Origin of the sequence: Paraburkholderia denitrificans (assembly GCF_042655705.1) — a bacterium.
GTDB lineage: Bacteria > Pseudomonadota > Gammaproteobacteria > Burkholderiales > Burkholderiaceae > Paraburkholderia > Paraburkholderia denitrificans.
In genome coordinates, this window is sequence record NZ_JBHSMP010000013.1 from 441,292 (window position 1) to 457,853 (window position 16,562).

Genomic DNA, 16,562 nt, shown 5'->3' on the forward strand with positions numbered 1-16,562 from the left:
CGGCGCACCGCACGCGGAAAACGCGCGGCGTGCGCCGCTTGCACGTCGTTTGCACGCGGTTTGCACGCGGTTTGCAGTAAGGGCCGGTAATAACACGGGCCCCTCGTGTAATCGTTGTAACGGCACTGAAATGTCGATTCGCCCGCCGTCGACAGAAGGCAAGCGGCACGATGAGCGATTACTGCACCGCGACGTCCGCGAAATTCTGGCGTCCGAACGGGCTCACGCGATAGCCGCTCACGTTGGTGCGCGTGATCGCCGTTGCGGTCGGATAGCCGAGCGGAATCCACAGCGCCTGATCGCGGATGATCTTCTGCGCCGCTTCGTAAAGCTTCGTGCGCTCGGTCTGATTGGCGGTGGTCTTGCCGTCGGCGATCAGCTTGTCGAGTTGCGGATCGCAAAAGCGCGCGAAGTTGATGCCCGACTTCACCGCGTTGCAGCTAAAGAGCGGCGAGAGGTAGTTGTCCGGGTCGCCGTTGTCGCCGGCCCAGCCCATGAACAGCGTGTCGTGCTGACCCTGCTTCGCTTCCTTGATCAGCTCGCCCCACTCGATCACCTTGATCTGGGCCTTCACGCCGATCTTCGCAAAGTCGGCCTGCAGCAGCTCCGCGCCCACGCGCGGATTCGGATTGAGCACGCTGCCGTTCGGGCGCACCCAGATCGTCGTCGAGAAGCCGTTCGCGTAGCCCGCGTCGGCGAGCAGCTGCTTCGCCTTCGCCGCGTCATACGGATACGGCTGAACATCGTGCGCGTAGCCCCAGGTGATCGGCGGCCACGGATTCGTTGCGGGCGTCGCCGTGTTGTCGAACACGGTCTTCAGGTAGGTCGTGCGATCGAACGCCATGTTCAGCGCCTGACGCACCTTCTGGTTGTCGAGCGGTTTTTTCTGCGTGTTCAACGCGACAAATGCCGTCATGAAGGCAGGCGTCTCGACCACGCTCAGCGCCTTGTCGGCCTTCGCCGCCGCGACGTCCTGGGGCTTCGGCGAAAGCGCAATCTGGCATTCGCCTGCCTTCACCTTCTGCGCGCGCACGGCGGCGTCGGGCGTGATCGCGTAGATCAGGTGCTCCACCTTCGGCTTCGGCCCCCAGTACGCGGGGTTCACGTCATAGCGGATCAGCGCATCCTTCGTGTAGCTCTTCAGCATGAACGGACCCGTGCCCACCGGCTTCGCATTGAGGTCGACTTCCTTGCCCGCCTTCTGGAGCTGGTCCGCGTACCCGGCGGAATAGATCGACGCGAAGCCCATCGTCAGGATCGAGAGGAATGTCGCGTTCGGCTCGGTCAGTTCGAACCGGACCGTGCTGTCGTCGACCTTCGAAACCGACTTGACGAGCTTCGTCAGTCCCATCGACTGTGCATGCGGAAAGCCGCTCGCGCCCGCCACCTTGTGCCACGGATGGTTCGGGTCGAGCATGCGCTCGAAGGTGAAGACGACGTCGTCGGCGTTCAGCGCGCGCGCGGGCTTGAACCACGCCGTCGTCTGGAACTGTACGTTGGGGCGCAGATGGAACGTGTAGGTGAGGCCGTCGGCGCTCACGGTCCACTTGTCGGCGAGCGCGGGCACGACCTTCTTCGCGGCCTCGTCGTACGAGACGAGCGAATTGAAGATCACATCGGCGGACGCGTTGGTCGTCACGAGCGAGTTGAACTGCACGACGTCGAAGCCGTCAGGGCTCGACTCGGTGCAGACGGTCAGCGCTTTCGCGCCTGCGGGCGCGGCCGCGCAGGCGAGTGCGCCGCAGACAGTCAGCCAGCCAGCGAACGAGGCAATGGCGCGCAGTGCGCCGGGCGCAGGGACAAGTGAGGTGAGGCGCATGGGATCTCCGGTTGTCTGCGGTAGCGTTCGGGGTGCGCGCGTGGGCGTGCCGTTCAGTGGTCGGCGGCGGCGCGCGGCTTGCGGGGAGCCCGTTCGAACACGCGGTCGTAGAGCCAGCGCGGCAGCATGCGCAGCAGCGCGGCGGCCACGCGCATCGGCCACGGAAAGATCGCGAACGGCGTGCCGCGCGCAATCGCTTCGGCGGACTTGGCGGCGAAGTGGTCGACGTCCATCAGGAACGGCATGGGATACGGATTCTTGTCCGTCATCGGCGTGCGGATGTAGCCAGGCGCAATCGTGACGACGCTCACGCCGAATGGCCGCATCTCGACGCGCAGCGCTTCGAGGTAGGCGAGCGCCGCGGCCTTCGACGCGCTGTATGCACCCGAACCCGGCAGCCCGCGCACGCCGGCCACGCTCGCAATGCCGACGAGCGTGCCGCGCCGCGCCGCGCTCATCGCGGCGGCGAACGGTTCGAAGGTGGCGACCATGCCGAAGTAGTTGGTGTCCATCACGTCGCGAAAAGTCGCGAGGTCGCCGTGGCCGGTGATTGCGCCCTGACTCACGCCCGCGTTGGCGATCACGATGTCCGGCAGGCCGTGCGCTTCGATGAATGCGCGCGCGGCGTCGGCGAGCGCTTCGGCGTCGCGTACGTCGGCGGGATAGAGGGAGACGGAGGACTGCGGGTGGGACTGCCGGAAGCCGGCGAGGGCGTCGGCGCGGCGCGCGACGAGCCCGAGGATGGCGCCGCGCCGCGCGTATTCGGCGGCGAGCGCGGCGCCGATGCCGCTCGACGCGCCGGTGATGAAGACCTTCAACGGTTGACTCATACCGGCGCGCAGGGACTTACATCTTCTTCGCGCGGACCTGCGTGACGAGGAAATCGAGCACCTGAATCGCGCCCGGCAGCGTGCCGGCCTGTTCCGGGCCCGTTTCGTACTTGCCCTGCACGGCGAGCGTCGGCACGCCTTCGATCTTGTACGCGCTGATCACTTCCTTGTCGCGCTGGAGGGCGGATTGCGTCGAGAACGAGTTGTACGCGTCCATGAACTTCTTCGTATCGACGCCCTGGGTCGCGAGGAACTTGGCCTGGTCTTCCGGCGTGAGCAGGTAGTTCTTGTTCACGTGGATTTCATGGAAGATGGCCGGCGTGAGTTTCTGCACGAGGCCGAGCGCGTCGAGCGCGTAGAACATCTTCGAGTGCGGAATGAAGTCGTCGCGGAATGCCACCGGGATGCGCCGGAACACGACGTCCGGGCCTTGTTTCCTGGCCCACGCTTCGAGGTACGGGTCGAATGCGTTGCAGTGCGGGCAGCCGTACCACATGAATTCGATGACTTCGATCTTGCCCGCGGGCACGCCAAGCGGCTGCTGTCCGGCGAGGACTATGTAGTCCTTGTTGGCGACGGGCGCGGCGGGCGAGGCGTGGGCGACCCCGGCGATCATCGAAAGCGAAAGCAAAAGCGAACCAAGAAGTCGTTTCATGTCTTGTTGTCTACGTTGACGTGGCCGGCGACGCCGGCGCTGTGCTGGACCGCACGCTCGCGCAGCGCAGGCTCCGACGTGCGGGTTATGCGTTGCAAGTTGCCCGCACATTGCGGCGGGCGCCTGGGCTACTGCTTCGTGAAGCGGATAACGGCTGTATCGATGCCCGCGTCAGACAGCCGTTGACGCGTGGAGTTCATGTCGTCGAACTTCGTGAATGGCCCGATGCGGACACGATAGTACGTGATACCGCCCGCATCGCGCTGGGTGACCTTCGATTCGAAGCCCTGGAACGCGAGACGCGCGCGCTGCTGCTCGGCGTCGGCGGAGGTCTTGTACGCGCCCACCTGCAGGAAATAGCCCGTATTCGCCTCGGCGGCGGAAGGCGCGCCCGGCGCGAATTTCGCCGCCGGCGCCGGAATGGCCGTCGCGGGCTTTTGCGGCTCGTTGTTCGCGAGGATCTGCGCGGGGTTGCTCGCCGACTGCGGCTTTTTCTCGGCGATGGCGGGCCGTGACGGCACGGCGACGCCGTTCGCGGCAGCCGATGCGTTATCGGTCGGCGTGCTCGACGGCGGCACTTCGACGATCTGCGGCTCCTGGAGCATGCCCGCGGCCTGTGACGGATTGGCGCTCTGGCCCGGCGCGGTGTTGGGCGGCGTGCCCTGCGCGGCCTGCGGGACCGGCTGGCCGGGCGACTTGCCCTGCAGCGCGCGGTTCGGGTCGTATTGGGCGTCGGCCTGGCTCGCTTCGGAGGCGGCCGGAGGCGCGACCTTCGAAACGAACGGCGTGGGCGTGCGCGTGATGTAGAGCGCCACGACCACCGCAATCGCAAGGCCGACAATCAGGCCCAGCACGACACCGAGAAACGTACCCCCAGACTGCTTCGACTGCTGTTTTGAAGTGCGGCGCGGTTGTGCCATCGTCTGAATCACCTGCAAACAAGGGAGTCCTGGAATGGCCGCCCGCGTGGTGCGGACGGCCCCATGCATATCGCGTCGCGTATCGCTCGCTCGAGGTCCGCTTCGAAGCCTGCTTCGAGGCCTGCTGCGAGGCCTGCTTCGAAGCCCGCTTCGATGCCAGTTACATGCGCTCGGGCGCGGACACGCCGATCACGGCCAGCCCGTTTGCGAGCACCTGGCGCGTGGCCGCGAGCAGTGCGACGCGGGCGTCGCGCTCGGCGGCATCGTCGACGAGTACACGTTCGGCATTGTAGAACGAGTGAAACTCTGCGGCGAGTTCGCGCAGGTAGAACGCGACGGCGTGCGGCGCGAGTTCGGCGGCGGCGTGCGTGAGCATGTCGGGGAACTCGGCGAGCTTCGCGATCAGCGCAAGCGCGCGCTCGCTCGACAGCGGCGCGAGATCGACCCGCGGCAGCGCGGCGAGGCTGCCGCCGTGCTTCGCCTGCCAGTCGTTCAGGATGGACGAGATTCGCGCGTGCGCGTACTGCACGTAATACACGGGATTTTCGTCGTTCTGCTTGAGCGCGAGGTCGATGTCGAACACGAATTCGGTGTCGGCCTTACGCGAGATCAGGAAGAAGCGCACGGCGTCGCGCCCGCGCCGGACGGTGGCCTCGTCGAGCAGATCGGGCGAAACTTCGCTGCCCGGATTGGCGCCGCCCGACCATTCGATCAGGTCGCGCACCGTTACGTAGCTGCCCGCGCGCTTCGAGATCTTCACTTCCTGGCCGTCGCGCATCACCGTGACCATCTTGTGCAGCACGTAGTCGGGATAGCCCTTCGGAATGCCGACGCCGAGCGCCTGCAGGCCCGCGCGCACGCGTGCGATGGTGCCGTGGTGGTCCGAGCCCTGCACGTTGATGACCTTCGTGAAGCCGCGTTCCCACTTGGTGACGTGGTAGGCGACGTCCGGCAGGAAGTACGTATACGTGCCGTCGGACTTGCGCATCACGCGGTCCTTGTCGTCGTCGTAGTCCGTGGTCTTGAGCCACAGCGCGCCGTCCTGCTCGTAGGTCTCGCCCGAGGCGACCAGCGCTTCGACGGTCTTCTCCACGCGGCCTTCCGTGTAGAGCGACGATTCGAGGTAGTAGCGGTCGAATTTCACGCCGAACGCCTGCAGATCCAGATCCTGCTCGTGGCGCAGGTACGCCACGGCGAAGCGGCGGATCGCTTCGAGATCCGCCGGATCCTGCGCGCCCTTCACCGGCTCGCCGTCTTTCGCGGCGACCGTTGCGCCCGCGAGATAGTCGCGGGCGATGTCGGCGATGTACTCGCCGTTGTACGCCGCTTCGGGCCACTCGGCGTCGCCCGGCTTCAGGCCGCGCGCGCGCGCCTGGGTCGAGACGGCGAGGTTGTGGATCTGTACGCCCGCGTCGTTGTAGTAGAACTCGCGGTGCACGCCGTAGCCCTGCGAGGCGAGCACGTTCGAGATCGCGTCGCCGAGCGCGGCCTGGCGGCCGTGGCCGACGTGCAGCGGCCCCGTGGGGTTCGCGGACACGAATTCGACGAGCACGCGCTTGCCCGCTTCGCGCTGCGAGCGGCCGAACGTTTCGCCTTCGGCGAACACGGCGCCGATCGCGGCGCGCTTCGCGTCGGCGGTGAGGCGCAGATTGATGAAGCCGGGGCCGGCGATTTCGGCGGCTTCGATGAGACCTGCCGCGGCGGGCAGCGCGAGCGCGGCGGTGACGATCTGTTGCGCGAGCTGGCGCGGATTGGCGCGCAGCGGCTTGGCGAGCTGCATCGCGACGTTGCACGCGACATCGCCGTGGGCGGCGACTTTCGGGCGCTCGAGCGTGATGGCGGGTACGACGAATGCCGATTCGGTGGCGCCTTCGAGCGCCTTCGTCACCTGGCCGACGGCGTCGGCGAGCAGGGTCTCCAGCGTGTGTTTCTGTGCGGGCAGCATGCTTGTTGCAGGTCCTGTGCGGGTAGTTGAGTGCTTTCCGATGGCGTGGGCCGTCGCGGACCGTCGCGCGGTGGGCGTGAAGCCGGCCTGCGCCTTGCCGGGCGCGCCTTGCGGGTAATTCCGTTCAGACGGATTTTAGCAGGTGCTAATATGTGCAATGAGATGCCCTGCAAGGGCGGGCGCTGCCTTCAGGCGGCTGCCGCGCGGGGTCATTGCCGGGATGGGCTCGCTGGTCGCTCGCTTGCAGGCTTTCGCAGGCTTTTGCGGTCTGCGGGCCGGAACGCGTGGACCTCAAAAAATCAAAGGGGGAATTGTCATGCTGGTTACCTTCAAATGCCATGCGGCACCCGATGTCACGATGCTGGAGAACCTCGCCCACTACCTGCTCGGGATCATCGGCAAGCGGCTCGAGCCACGCGGCGTGATCACGCACGACGAACTCGATGCGGCGATCACGAAGCTCGAAGAGGCCATCGTCTCTGACAAGAAGGAACGCGCGGAGCACGAGGGCCATTTCCACGAAACCGAAGACGACCACGCACACCACGAAGTGCCGGTCGGTCTCGCCCAGCGCGCGTTTCCGTTCCTCGACATGCTGCGCGCGGCGCGTACGGAGCAGAACGACATCGTCTGGGGGATCTAATCGCGCGTCAGGCTGTTTCTGGCCGCGCTTGCTTCCGAACCAGCACGAAAGCAAAGAGCCCGCATCGCGCGGGCTCTTTTTTTGTGCGCGCCGCACGTGCGGCACGATGCGGAAGGTGAGGGTGAGGGCGAGAGACTCGCTTACTGGCTGGCGGCCATGGGCGCAGCTGCATCCGCGCCGTGCTTCGCCTTCATCTTCTTCGGCTTTTTCACGTGCTTGACGGTGGGCGCCGAGTACGACGACACGGCGCTCGCTTCCTGTGGCGCGGCTGGTTGGGCGACCGACGGCTGCGCGAGTGCGGCGACGCCGAAGGCGGTCAACATCAACGTCAGCTTCTTCATACGATTTCTCCGTCGAGTGTTGTTGTCAGGGACTGGCTGACTATCGAGCCAGGGCGGACCGGGTCAGGCCGGGTCGGCCCTTCGGGCCTGTGGCTATGGTATTGCCGACTCGTCTTGCCGGGCGGGAAAGTCACACGCGGCGGCCCGGCTTCGAACTGGCCGCCGCGCGAATGCCTGCGTCAAAGCAGCGGCGCGAGCGCGCGGCGGGCGTCCGGATCGGAGAGGGCCATCCTGCGCGCGTAGTCGGCGAGCTGATCGGCGCCGATCTTGCCCACCGAGAAGTACTTGCTGTCCGGATGCGCGAGATAGAAGCCCGAGACGCTCGCAGCGGGCAGCATCGCGAGCGATTCGGTCACGCTCATGCCGATCTCGTTCGCCTGGAGCACGTCGAACATGTCGCGCTTCACGAGGTGGTCCGGGCAGGCCGGATAGCCCGGCGCCGGCCGGATGCCCGCGTACTGTTCGGCGATGAGCGCGTCGTTATCGAGCGTCTCGCTCGCGGCGTAGCCCCACAGGTCGCGGCGCACGCGTGCGTGCAGCGCTTCGGCGAACGCTTCCGCGAAGCGGTCCGCGAGCGACTTGAGCATGATCGCGCTGTAGTCGTCGTTGTCCTTCTGGAACTGAGCTTCCTTCACGTTCACGCCGATGCCCGCCGTCACCGCGAACATGCCGATGTAGTCGGCCACGCCCGACTCCTTCGGTGCGATGAAGTCGGCAAGCGAGCGGTTCGGACGCATCACGCCGTCCACCACCGGACGCACCGTCTGCTGGCGCAGACTGCGCCACGTAAGCGCCACTTCGCTGCGCGATTCGTCGGTGTAGATCTCGATGTCGTCGTCGTTGACGGTGTTCGCGGGCAGAAGCGCGAGCACGCCGTTCGCCTGGAGCCAGCGGCCCTGCATGAGGCGCGCGAGCATCGACTTTCCGTCCGAAAACACCCGGCGCGCCGACTCGCCGACGATCTCGTCGTTGAGAATCTGCGGGTACTTGCCCGCGAGATCCCAGGTCTGGAAGAACGGGCCCCAGTCGATATATTGCGCGAGCTCGTTCAGATCGAAGTTCTTGAATACGCGGCGGCCGATGAACTTCGGCTTCACCGGCTGGAAGTTCGTCCAGTCGATCTTCGTCTTGTTCGCACGCGCTTCTTCGAGCGTCACGAGCGGCTGCGTCTTCTTGTTCGCGTGCTGCACGCGGATGCGGTCGTAGTCGCTCTTGAGGTCGTCGAGGTACTTCGTTGCGCCTTCGTCCGAGAGCAGGCTCGACGCGACCGACACCGAGCGCGACGCGTCCGGCACATACACGACCGGCCCTTCGTACTGCGGCGCGATCTTCACGGCGGTATGCACGCGCGAGGTCGTCGCGCCGCCGATCAGGAGCGGAATCTTCTTCACGCGGAAGTAGTCGTCGCGCTGCATTTCGGACGCGACGTAGGCCATCTCTTCGAGCGACGGCGTGATGAGGCCGGAGAGCCCGATGATGTCCGCGCCCTCGACCTTCGCTTTCGCGAGGATCTCGTTGCACGGCACCATCACGCCCATGTTGACCACTTCGAAGTTGTTGCACTGGAGCACGACCGACACGATGTTCTTGCCGATGTCATGCACGTCGCCCTTCACGGTCGCGACGACGATCTTGCCCTTCGCGCGCACGTCGCCGCCCGCTTCGGCGAGCAGGCGCTTTTCTTCTTCGATGAACGGAATCAGGTGCGCCACGGCCTGCTTCATCACGCGCGCCGATTTGACGACCTGCGGCAGGAACATCTTGCCCTGGCCGAACAGGTCGCCGACGATGTTCATGCCGTCCATGAGCGGCCCTTCGATCACGTTGATCGGCCGCCCGCCGCCGCCCATGATCTTCTGGCGCGCTTCTTCCGTGTCCTCGACGATGAAGTTCGTGATGCCGTGCACGAGCGCGTGCGCAAGACGCTTCTCGACGCCCTGATTACGCCATTCGAGGTTCTCTTCCTTCTTCGCGGCGCCGGTCTTGAACTTGTCGGCGATTTCGAGCAGGCGGTCGGTCGCGTCGGCGCGGCGGTTGAGCACCACGTCCTCCACGCGCTCGCGCAGCTCGGGATCGAGATCGGCATACACGCCGAGCTGGCCCGCGTTGACGATGCCCATGTCCATGCCCGCCTGGATGGCGTAGTAGAGGAATACGGTGTGAATCGCCTCGCGCACCGGGTCGTTGCCGCGAAACGAGAACGACACGTTCGACACGCCGCCGCTCACCTTCGCGTACGGCAGGTGCTGCTTGATCCAGCGCGTCGCTTCGATGAAGTCGACGGCGTAATTGTTGTGCTCTTCGATGCCCGTCGCCACGGCGAAAATGTTCGGGTCGAAGATGATGTCCTCGGGCGCGAAGCCCGCTTCGTTCACTAGGATCTCGTAGGAGCGCTTGCAGATCATGGTCTTGCGCTCGAACGTGTCGGCCTGGCCCTGTTCGTCGAAGGCCATCACGACCGCCGCCGCGCCGTAGCGGCGAATGCGCTTCGCGTGGTGGACGAACTGCTCCTTGCCTTCCTTCAGCGAGATCGAATTGACGATCGCCTTGCCCTGCACGCATTGCAGGCCCGCTTCGATCACTTCCCACTTCGAGGAGTCGATCATGATCGGCACGCGGGCGATGTCGGGCTCGGACGCGATGAGGTGCATGAAGCGCACCATCGCCGCCTTCGAGTCGAGCATGGCTTCGTCCATGTTGACGTCGATGACCTGCGCGCCGTTTTCGACCTGCTGGCGCGCCACGGCGAGCGCCTCGTCGAACTGGCCGTTCAGGATCATCCGCGCGAATGCCTTCGAGCCCGTTACGTTCGTGCGCTCGCCCACGTTGATGAAGAGCGAGCCTTCGTTGACGTTGAAGGGTTCGAGGCCGGAGAGTCGCAAGGTGTGGTCAGTCATGGCGTGGGACCGGATCGTCAGGTTGTCTTGAATGGGCGAGGCGCTTTGCAGCTGTACGTGGGGTCAGGCGGCGTCGCGATACTGGCCGGGCCAGCGGCGCGGCTTGACGTCGGCGAGCGCCTTCGCGATCGCCGCGATGTGATCGGGCGTCGTGCCGCAGCAGCCGCCCGCGACGTTCACGAGCCCTGCTGAGGCGAATTCCCTGAGCAGGCCCGACGTGTCCGCGGGCGTTTCGTCGAAGCCGGTGTCGCTCATCGGATTGGGCAGGCCCGCGTTCGGATAGCACGACACATACGTGTCGCACAGCTTGGCCAGCTCGGCGATGTACGGGCGCATCAACGCCGCGCCGAGCGCGCAGTTCAGGCCGAACGTGAGCGGCCTCGCGTGGCGCAGCGAGTTCCAGAACGCCTCGACGGTCTGGCCCGAGAGAATGCGGCCCGATGCGTCGGTGACGGTGCCCGAGATCATGATCGGCAGGACCATGCCCGTGTCTTCGAACAGCTCGTCGAGCGCGAACAGCGCGGCCTTCGCGTTGAGCGTGTCGAAGATCGTCTCGACGAGGAACAGGTCGCAGCCGCCGTCCATCAGCGCCTTCGCCTGCTGGTAGTACGCGGCGCGCAGTTCCTCGAAGGTAATGTTGCGCGCGCCCGGATCGTTCACGTCCGGCGAGATGCTCGCGGTCTTCGGCGTCGGCCCGATCGCGCCCGCGACGAAGCGCGGCTTGTCCGGGCTCGAGTACTGGTCGCATGCGGCGCGCGCAAGCTTCGCGGATGCGAGGTTCATCTCGTCGACGAGGTCTTCCATGCCGTAGTCGGCCTGGGCGACGGTCGTCGCGCCGAACGTGTTGGTCTCGATGATGTCGGCGCCGGCGGCGAGATACTGCTCGTGAATCTCACGGATGATCTGCGGCTGCGTGATCGAGAGCAGTTCGTTGTTGCCCTTGATGTCGCGCGGGAAATCCTTGAAGCGCTCGCCGCGATACGCGGCTTCGTCGAGCTTGTAGCGCTGGATCATCGTGCCCATCGCGCCGTCGAGGATCAGGATGCGCGACGCGAGCAGCGCGGGCAAGGCGGCGCCGCGCGTGTACTGGGCGGGCACGACGCGCTCGTCCGTGCGGGCGGCGGCGGTGCTGGAGACGTTATCGGCAGGCTGGTTCATGGGTGCGCGCGGGCTGGATGCCGGTTGAACGGGGGGAGAACCCGTTATTGTAGCGGCTGACGGGCGGATCCGTCGGGCGCTGCGAAGCACGCTGCAAGTCACGCTGTGAAGCACACTGCGCGGCGGGCCCCAAAAGCAAAACCCCGTCCGCCGAAGCGGACGGGGTTCCCTGAGCGTGTGCTCGAGTGCCGCCTGTGCGCGAGGTTAGTGAAGCACCACCGGTTGTTGCATGAGACTGTCGAACTGTCCGAGGAACTCGTCGACCTCGTCGAGCGACGGCTCTTCTTCGATCAGCCTTTGTACGTGCTCGCGAAAACTCGCCGCCAGAGCGCCTTCGATGAAGATCTCGCGCCGCGCGTTTTTGTCGACGATTTCATAGCCGCCCGAACTCATGACGACATGACCGTCTTGTGGCGGGAACTCGACAACGCAATAGTTCTGACTGTTGTAGATCATTTGCATGGCGACACTCCTTTTTTCCTGTGCTCCCTCGCATCCTTACCGGCATAAATGGAGCGTTCGTTCTGGAATTCAAGTGGGCCTGCATCACCACACTTCAGCCGCTCTTCAGTACTACTCGTCCTTTTCTTTTCCGCCTTCTCGTGCTGCTGCCTCCTTCAGTCGTAGCTGTTAGACCGACTGCCGCAAAAACGTTTCAAGCAACGCTGTGAATCGATGCGATTCCTCTACAGGGGCCAGATGTGCCGCGTCGAGGATCTCGAAACGCGCGCCTGCGATGGCCTCGGCGACTGCCTGCGTAAGCGCAACCGGCGTGCCGCTGTCGTATCGTCCGGCGACTGCGAGCACGGGCATGCGCAGTTGTGCGAGCCGCTCGTGGACGTCGAATTCGCGTAGCGCCTCGCACGCCATTGCATAGCCTTCCGAAGCTGTGCGTAATAAAACGTCACAAATTTGCTCGACCGTTTCGCCGTGCATGCGGCGGAAATCGGGCGTGAACCAGCGCTCCATCGTTGCGCTCGCGAGCACCGCCGTGCCTTCGCGGCGCACGAGCGCGGCGCGCCCGGTCCACATCGTGTGTGCTTCGTGCGGCGTGCGGCTCGACGTGTCGCACAGCGTGAGCGAGAGCACGCGCGATGGATACTCGATTGCGAACTGTTGCGCGATCATGCCGCCCATCGACACGCCGACGAGGTGCGTCGTCGTTACGCCGTTTGCATCGAGGATTGCGCCCAGATCTGCGGCTAGCTGCGCGAAGCCGAACGCTTCGTGCGAAACGGCGCTCGCGCCGTGACCGCGCACGTCGTAGCGCAGCACGTTGTAGCGATGCCGGAAGTGACCGGCCAACGCGTCCCACACAGTGAGATCGCCGCCAAGCTGATGCACGAACGTGAGCGAAGGACCGCCGCTGCGCGCGTCGAGGACGTAGTGCATGTCGATGCCGTTGACGCTCACTTGCATGGTTTCCTCCTTCACGTTGCGGGGCAGGAAGTCAGGCTGTTTGCGAGGTGCTGCGTGAACGTCACGCTGGTGGAGCCACCCGCGCGCATCGAACATACGCGGGACGAATTGCGCTGCGGTGCTGAATGCGGTTCTCGAACCAGGGTTGAACGGCGTGCCTCGATCTTTTGTCTGCTCTTAGCTTCACGAAGGACAGTGCGCGGCGTGCCGCGGGTTGCCGCGGGTTGCTTCAGGATGCGCGGCTTCATGACGAGCGGTGCACGAGCGTTGCGGTCGATAAAGCGCGCATCCAGTGAATCGAGTATGCGCTATTTCCCGCATGCTTGCCGGAACGTGGGCCGACTGGCGACGCGCGTTTGTGAGCGTGTGTTACCGACATGTTTTGCCCGGCGCGCCGGCGAGATTCACGGACTCAAGGCTGTGTGGGCGCTTCGCTGTCCGGCGGCTGCGGCGTTGTCGCCGCGGGCGACGGCGCAACCGGTTCCGGCGCGGCGGGCGAGGGTGCAGCCGGTTCGGGTGCAACCGGTTCGGATGCGGCTGGCGGTGCCGATGGTCCGGACGCCGTGTCGCCAGGCGCCGTGGCCGATGCGCCCGCTGGCGCCGTTCCCATCGCGGGCGCTGCGGCGTTGGCCGCGTCGCTGGCTACGCCGGCGCTGCCTGATTTGCTCGCATCGTTCGACGCGGGCGACGCCAGCGCGCCGCGCCACAGCAGTTCGAATTCGGTGCCGTTGGGTTCGGTCTGCACGAGCCGCACCGGCAGCCAGTCGAGCGACGGCGCGAGCCATACGTCGATGCGCCGCCTGTCGCCTTCGTGGCGCGGCAGCCGCATGAAGTGGCGCGCCGTCACGAAGCCGTGGTTCGTCTGCACCGTTTCGTCGCCGATCGTCGTCACGGGCCAGTCTTCGCCGCTATCGTTGTCGGCGACGTAGAACGCGCGCGTGACGCCGGGCTGGTACGTGCCAGGGTCGCCGCGAACGAGACTCGCGAGTTGCATGACCATGCTGAAGCGATCCTGCGCGCCGTCGGGCAACGCGAGCGAGTTCGGCGTGCGCGTGAACACGATCTGCTTGTTGTCGCGGTTGAAGACCGTCACGTCCGAGGGGCGATGGCCGCGCTTTTCGATGTACTGGTCCGGCGCGAGGCCGAACGCATCCACACGCCCGCGGCTCGTCCAGCTCAACGTGCCCACGAACGGCAGCGGCACCGACACCACCATCTCGTAGTGCCGCGCGTCGCTCGTCCAGTGGATCGTGCCCGGCTGGTTGCGCACGCCGTTATAGAACGTGTCGTACTGCAGGTCGCCCGACGGCGGGACCGAGAACTTCACGCCATGCGATGCGCTCGCCGCGGGCGCCGATGGCGTATTGCCGTTGCCCGATGCGGCATTCGTACTGCCGACCGGGCTGGCGCTTGCTGCCGCGCTGCTGGCAGCAGCGTCGTCGGACGGCGCGGTGGCGGTGGCGGCGCTCGATGCGGGCGGTTCGACCGGGACCTTGGGATGCGGCCGGGGCGGCCGGAGCGGTCGGAGCGGTGTAATGGCATGGAGCGCATGCGCGTCGTGCGGCGCGTGGCGCACGCGGTGCGTGGCGGGTTTCGGTGCGGCGGCGGCTGTTGCGGGAGGGGCTTCGCGTTCGATGCGCTCGGGCTTGAGCAGCGCAACCTGAACCGGCACGTGCGCGGCGGATGCAGGCGGCGCCACATCGCGGTGCCGCTCGAACCACGCCACGGCGAGCCCGTGCAGGATCGCGACCGCGATGAACACCGCCACCCAACGCCACGCGCGCGCGCTGCGCGGCTGGTCGGAGCCGGTTCGCTCGGGGCGGATCGGGGCTGTGGCGGTCGACATCGGCTGGAATGGGGCGGTAGAGGATGAACGTTACTGTGACATGGCCCGCTTGAGTCCGCTTTGGCACGCTTTGGCACGCTTTGGCCGGGCGGATTCACCATCGTAGAATACATTTCCTCCATCGTCATACGCACAACGCCCGCTTTTATGAAACTCGCCACGCTGAAGGACGGCACGCGCGACGGCCAGCTGATCGTCGTCTCCCGCGACCTGCGCACCGCCGCCATCGCCGACACGATCGCGCCGACGCTGCAACGCGTGCTCGACGACTGGCGCTTTTACGCGCCGCAACTGCTCGATCTCTACGATGCGCTCAACCACGGGCGCGCGCGCAACAGCTTCAGTTTCGATGCGCGCAACTGCATGGCGCCGCTGCCGCGCGCCTATCAATGGGCGGACGGCTCGGCGTATGTGAACCACGTCGAACTCGTGCGCCGCGCGCGCGGCGCCGAAATGCCGCCCGAGTTCTGGACCGATCCGCTCATGTACCAGGGCGGCAGCGACGACTTCATCGGCCCCGCCGACGACATCGTGTGCGCGTCCGAAGCGTTCGGCATCGACTTCGAGGCCGAGGTGGCGGTGATCACCGGCGACGTGCCGATGGGCACCACGCCCGAGGGCGCGCTCAAGGCGGTGCGCCTCGTCACGCTCGCCAACGACGTGTCATTGCGCCACCTGATTCCCGCAGAACTCGCGAAGGGCTTCGGCTTTTTCCAGAGCAAACCGGCCACGTCGTTCGCGCCGGTCGCGGTGACGCCCGACGAACTGGGCGAGCACTGGCGCGAGGGCCGCGTGCATCTGCCGATGCTGGTTCACTGGAACGGGAAGAAGGTCGGCCAGCCCGACGCGGGCACGGACATGGTGTTCCACTTCGGCCAGCTGATCGCCCACGCGGCGAAGACGCGCAATCTGCGCGCGGGCGCGATTGTCGGTTCGGGCACGGTCTCGAACAAGGACGCGAAGCGCGGCTACTGCTGCATCGCCGAAAAGCGCTGCCTCGAAACAATCGAGCACGGCGAGGCGAGCACGGAATTCATGAAGTTCGGCGACACGGTGAAGATCGAGATGCTCGACGCGGCGGGCAAGTCGATTTTCGGTGCGATCGACCAGGCGGTCGCGCCGCCGCATGAAGCGGTATGAGCGTCGCTTAAAAGTCGTCAGCCATCCGAAGCAAGGAGAACCTGCGCATGAACGATCCTTTCTACGCCCACTATCGCGCCCTGCGGGTGCAGCGGCACGCGCACGGCATCGTCGAAATCGTGATGAGCGGCGAAGGCGCGAACAAGAGCGCGCTCGCGACCGCCAACGCCGACATGCACCGCGAACTCGCGCAAATCTGGCGCGACGTGGACCGCGATCCCGATGCGCGCGTCGCGCTGATCCGCGGCGAGGGCAAGGGTTTTTCGGCGGGCGGCGATCTGCAGCTCGTCGAGGACATGGCCACGCATTTCGACGTGCGCGCGCGCGTGTGGCGCGAGGCGCGCGACCTCGTCTACAACGTGATCAATTGCAGCAAGCCGGTCGTTTCGGCGATGCACGGCCCGGCCGTGGGCGCGGGGCTCGTCGCGGGCCTGCTCGCCGATATCTCGATTGCGGCGAAGACCGCGCGCATCATCGACGGTCATACGCGGCTTGGCGTCGCCGCGGGCGATCATGCGGCGATCGTGTGGCCGCTCTTGTGCGGCATGGCGAAGGCGAAGTACTACCTGCTGCTGTGCGAGCCGGTGAGCGGCGAGGAGGCGGAGCGCATCGGCCTCGTGTCGCTGGCGGTGGACGAAAGCGATCTGCTGCCGAAGGCGTTCGAGGTGGCCGCGCGGCTCGCGAACGGCTCGCAGACCGCCGTGCGCTGGACCAAGTACGCGCTCAACAACTGGCTGCGCATGGCCGGGCCGACTTTCGACACGTCGCTCGCGCTCGAATTCATGGGCTTCGCGGGTCCGGATGTGCGCGAGGGCGTGCAGTCGCTGCGCGAACGGCGCGCGCCGGATTTTCCCGGCGGCGATCCGTTTGGCGATCCGTTCGGCGATCCTTCTGGCGACCTGTTCGGCCCTTGATGTCCGCTCAACGTCCACAACGTCCACAACGTCAA

At 66.0% G+C, this 16,562-nt stretch carries 13 protein-coding genes and 1 pseudogene; 3 read left to right on the forward strand and 11 right to left on the reverse strand.

Annotated features, from left to right (window positions below; all coding sequences use genetic code 11):
- Positions 1-178 precede the first annotated feature (178 nt).
- The 5 genes from ACFPTO_RS11495 to argS form a co-directional block, all read right to left on the reverse strand.
- Positions 179-1,819 (reverse strand): ABC transporter substrate-binding protein, encoded by a 1,641-nt coding sequence (locus ACFPTO_RS11495; protein WP_377711477.1) that lies wholly within the window; start codon positions 1,817-1,819, stop codon positions 179-181.
- 53 nt (positions 1,820-1,872) lie between these two features.
- A complete protein-coding gene (locus tag ACFPTO_RS11500; RefSeq protein ID WP_377711478.1) occupies positions 1,873-2,649 on the reverse strand; it encodes an SDR family oxidoreductase in 777 nt (258 codons plus the stop codon).
- A gap of 16 nt (positions 2,650-2,665) precedes the next feature.
- Complete coding sequence (locus ACFPTO_RS11505; protein WP_377711479.1) at positions 2,666-3,304, reverse strand: thiol:disulfide interchange protein DsbA/DsbL; 639 nt, start codon at positions 3,302-3,304, stop codon at positions 2,666-2,668.
- A gap of 128 nt (positions 3,305-3,432) precedes the next feature.
- Positions 3,433-4,242 (reverse strand): SPOR domain-containing protein, encoded by an 810-nt coding sequence (locus tag ACFPTO_RS11510; protein ID WP_377711480.1) that lies wholly within the window; start codon positions 4,240-4,242, stop codon positions 3,433-3,435.
- Positions 4,243-4,384: 142 nt separating this feature from the next.
- Positions 4,385-6,169 carry an arginine--tRNA ligase gene (argS, locus tag ACFPTO_RS11515; protein ID WP_377711481.1) on the reverse strand — a complete coding sequence of 595 codons (1,785 nt, stop codon included), beginning with the start codon at positions 6,167-6,169 and terminating at the stop codon, positions 4,385-4,387.
- Positions 6,170-6,485: 316 nt separating this feature from the next.
- Here argS and ACFPTO_RS11520 point away from each other — a divergent pair, with 316 nt between their 5' ends.
- Complete coding sequence (locus ACFPTO_RS11520; RefSeq protein WP_377711482.1) at positions 6,486-6,812, forward strand: DUF1840 domain-containing protein; 327 nt, start codon at positions 6,486-6,488, stop codon at positions 6,810-6,812.
- Positions 6,813-6,952: 140 nt separating this feature from the next.
- Here the strand turns inward: ACFPTO_RS11520 and ACFPTO_RS11525 are convergent, their stop codons facing one another.
- The 6 genes and pseudogenes from ACFPTO_RS11525 to ACFPTO_RS11550 form a co-directional block, all read right to left on the reverse strand.
- The gene (locus ACFPTO_RS11525; RefSeq protein WP_377711483.1) at positions 6,953-7,153 is read right to left on the reverse strand and encodes an acid-shock protein; all 201 of its coding nucleotides are present in this window, start codon (positions 7,151-7,153) and stop codon (positions 6,953-6,955) included.
- A gap of 179 nt (positions 7,154-7,332) precedes the next feature.
- Positions 7,333-10,113 (reverse strand): annotated as a pseudogene (gene metH / locus ACFPTO_RS11530) (methionine synthase); the annotation flags it as partial.
- Positions 10,114-11,208: a homocysteine S-methyltransferase family protein gene (locus ACFPTO_RS11535; RefSeq protein ID WP_377711484.1), complete on the reverse strand. Its 1,095-nt coding sequence runs from the start codon at positions 11,206-11,208 to the stop codon at positions 10,114-10,116.
- Between the two features lie 204 nt (positions 11,209-11,412).
- Positions 11,413-11,670, reverse strand: coding sequence for a BTH_I0359 family protein (locus ACFPTO_RS11540; RefSeq protein WP_377711485.1), 258 nt, complete (start codon positions 11,668-11,670; stop codon positions 11,413-11,415).
- Positions 11,671-11,838: 168 nt separating this feature from the next.
- Positions 11,839-12,627, reverse strand: a complete 789-nt coding sequence (locus ACFPTO_RS11545; RefSeq protein WP_377711486.1) for an alpha/beta fold hydrolase — start codon at positions 12,625-12,627, stop codon at positions 11,839-11,841.
- 412 nt (positions 12,628-13,039) lie between these two features.
- Positions 13,040-14,473 carry a DUF3108 domain-containing protein gene (locus tag ACFPTO_RS11550; protein WP_377711487.1) on the reverse strand — a complete coding sequence of 478 codons (1,434 nt, stop codon included), beginning with the start codon at positions 14,471-14,473 and terminating at the stop codon, positions 13,040-13,042.
- 147 nt (positions 14,474-14,620) lie between these two features.
- On the opposite strand from ACFPTO_RS11550, the gene ACFPTO_RS11555 reads away from it, so the two are divergent.
- Positions 14,621-15,613: a fumarylacetoacetate hydrolase family protein gene (locus ACFPTO_RS11555; protein ID WP_377711488.1), complete on the forward strand. Its 993-nt coding sequence runs from the start codon at positions 14,621-14,623 to the stop codon at positions 15,611-15,613.
- Positions 15,614-15,660: 47 nt separating this feature from the next.
- On the forward strand, positions 15,661-16,527 hold the full coding sequence (locus ACFPTO_RS11560; RefSeq protein WP_377711489.1) for an enoyl-CoA hydratase/isomerase family protein: 867 nt from the start codon (positions 15,661-15,663) through the stop codon (positions 16,525-16,527).
- The last annotated feature ends 35 nt before the right edge of the window (positions 16,528-16,562 follow it).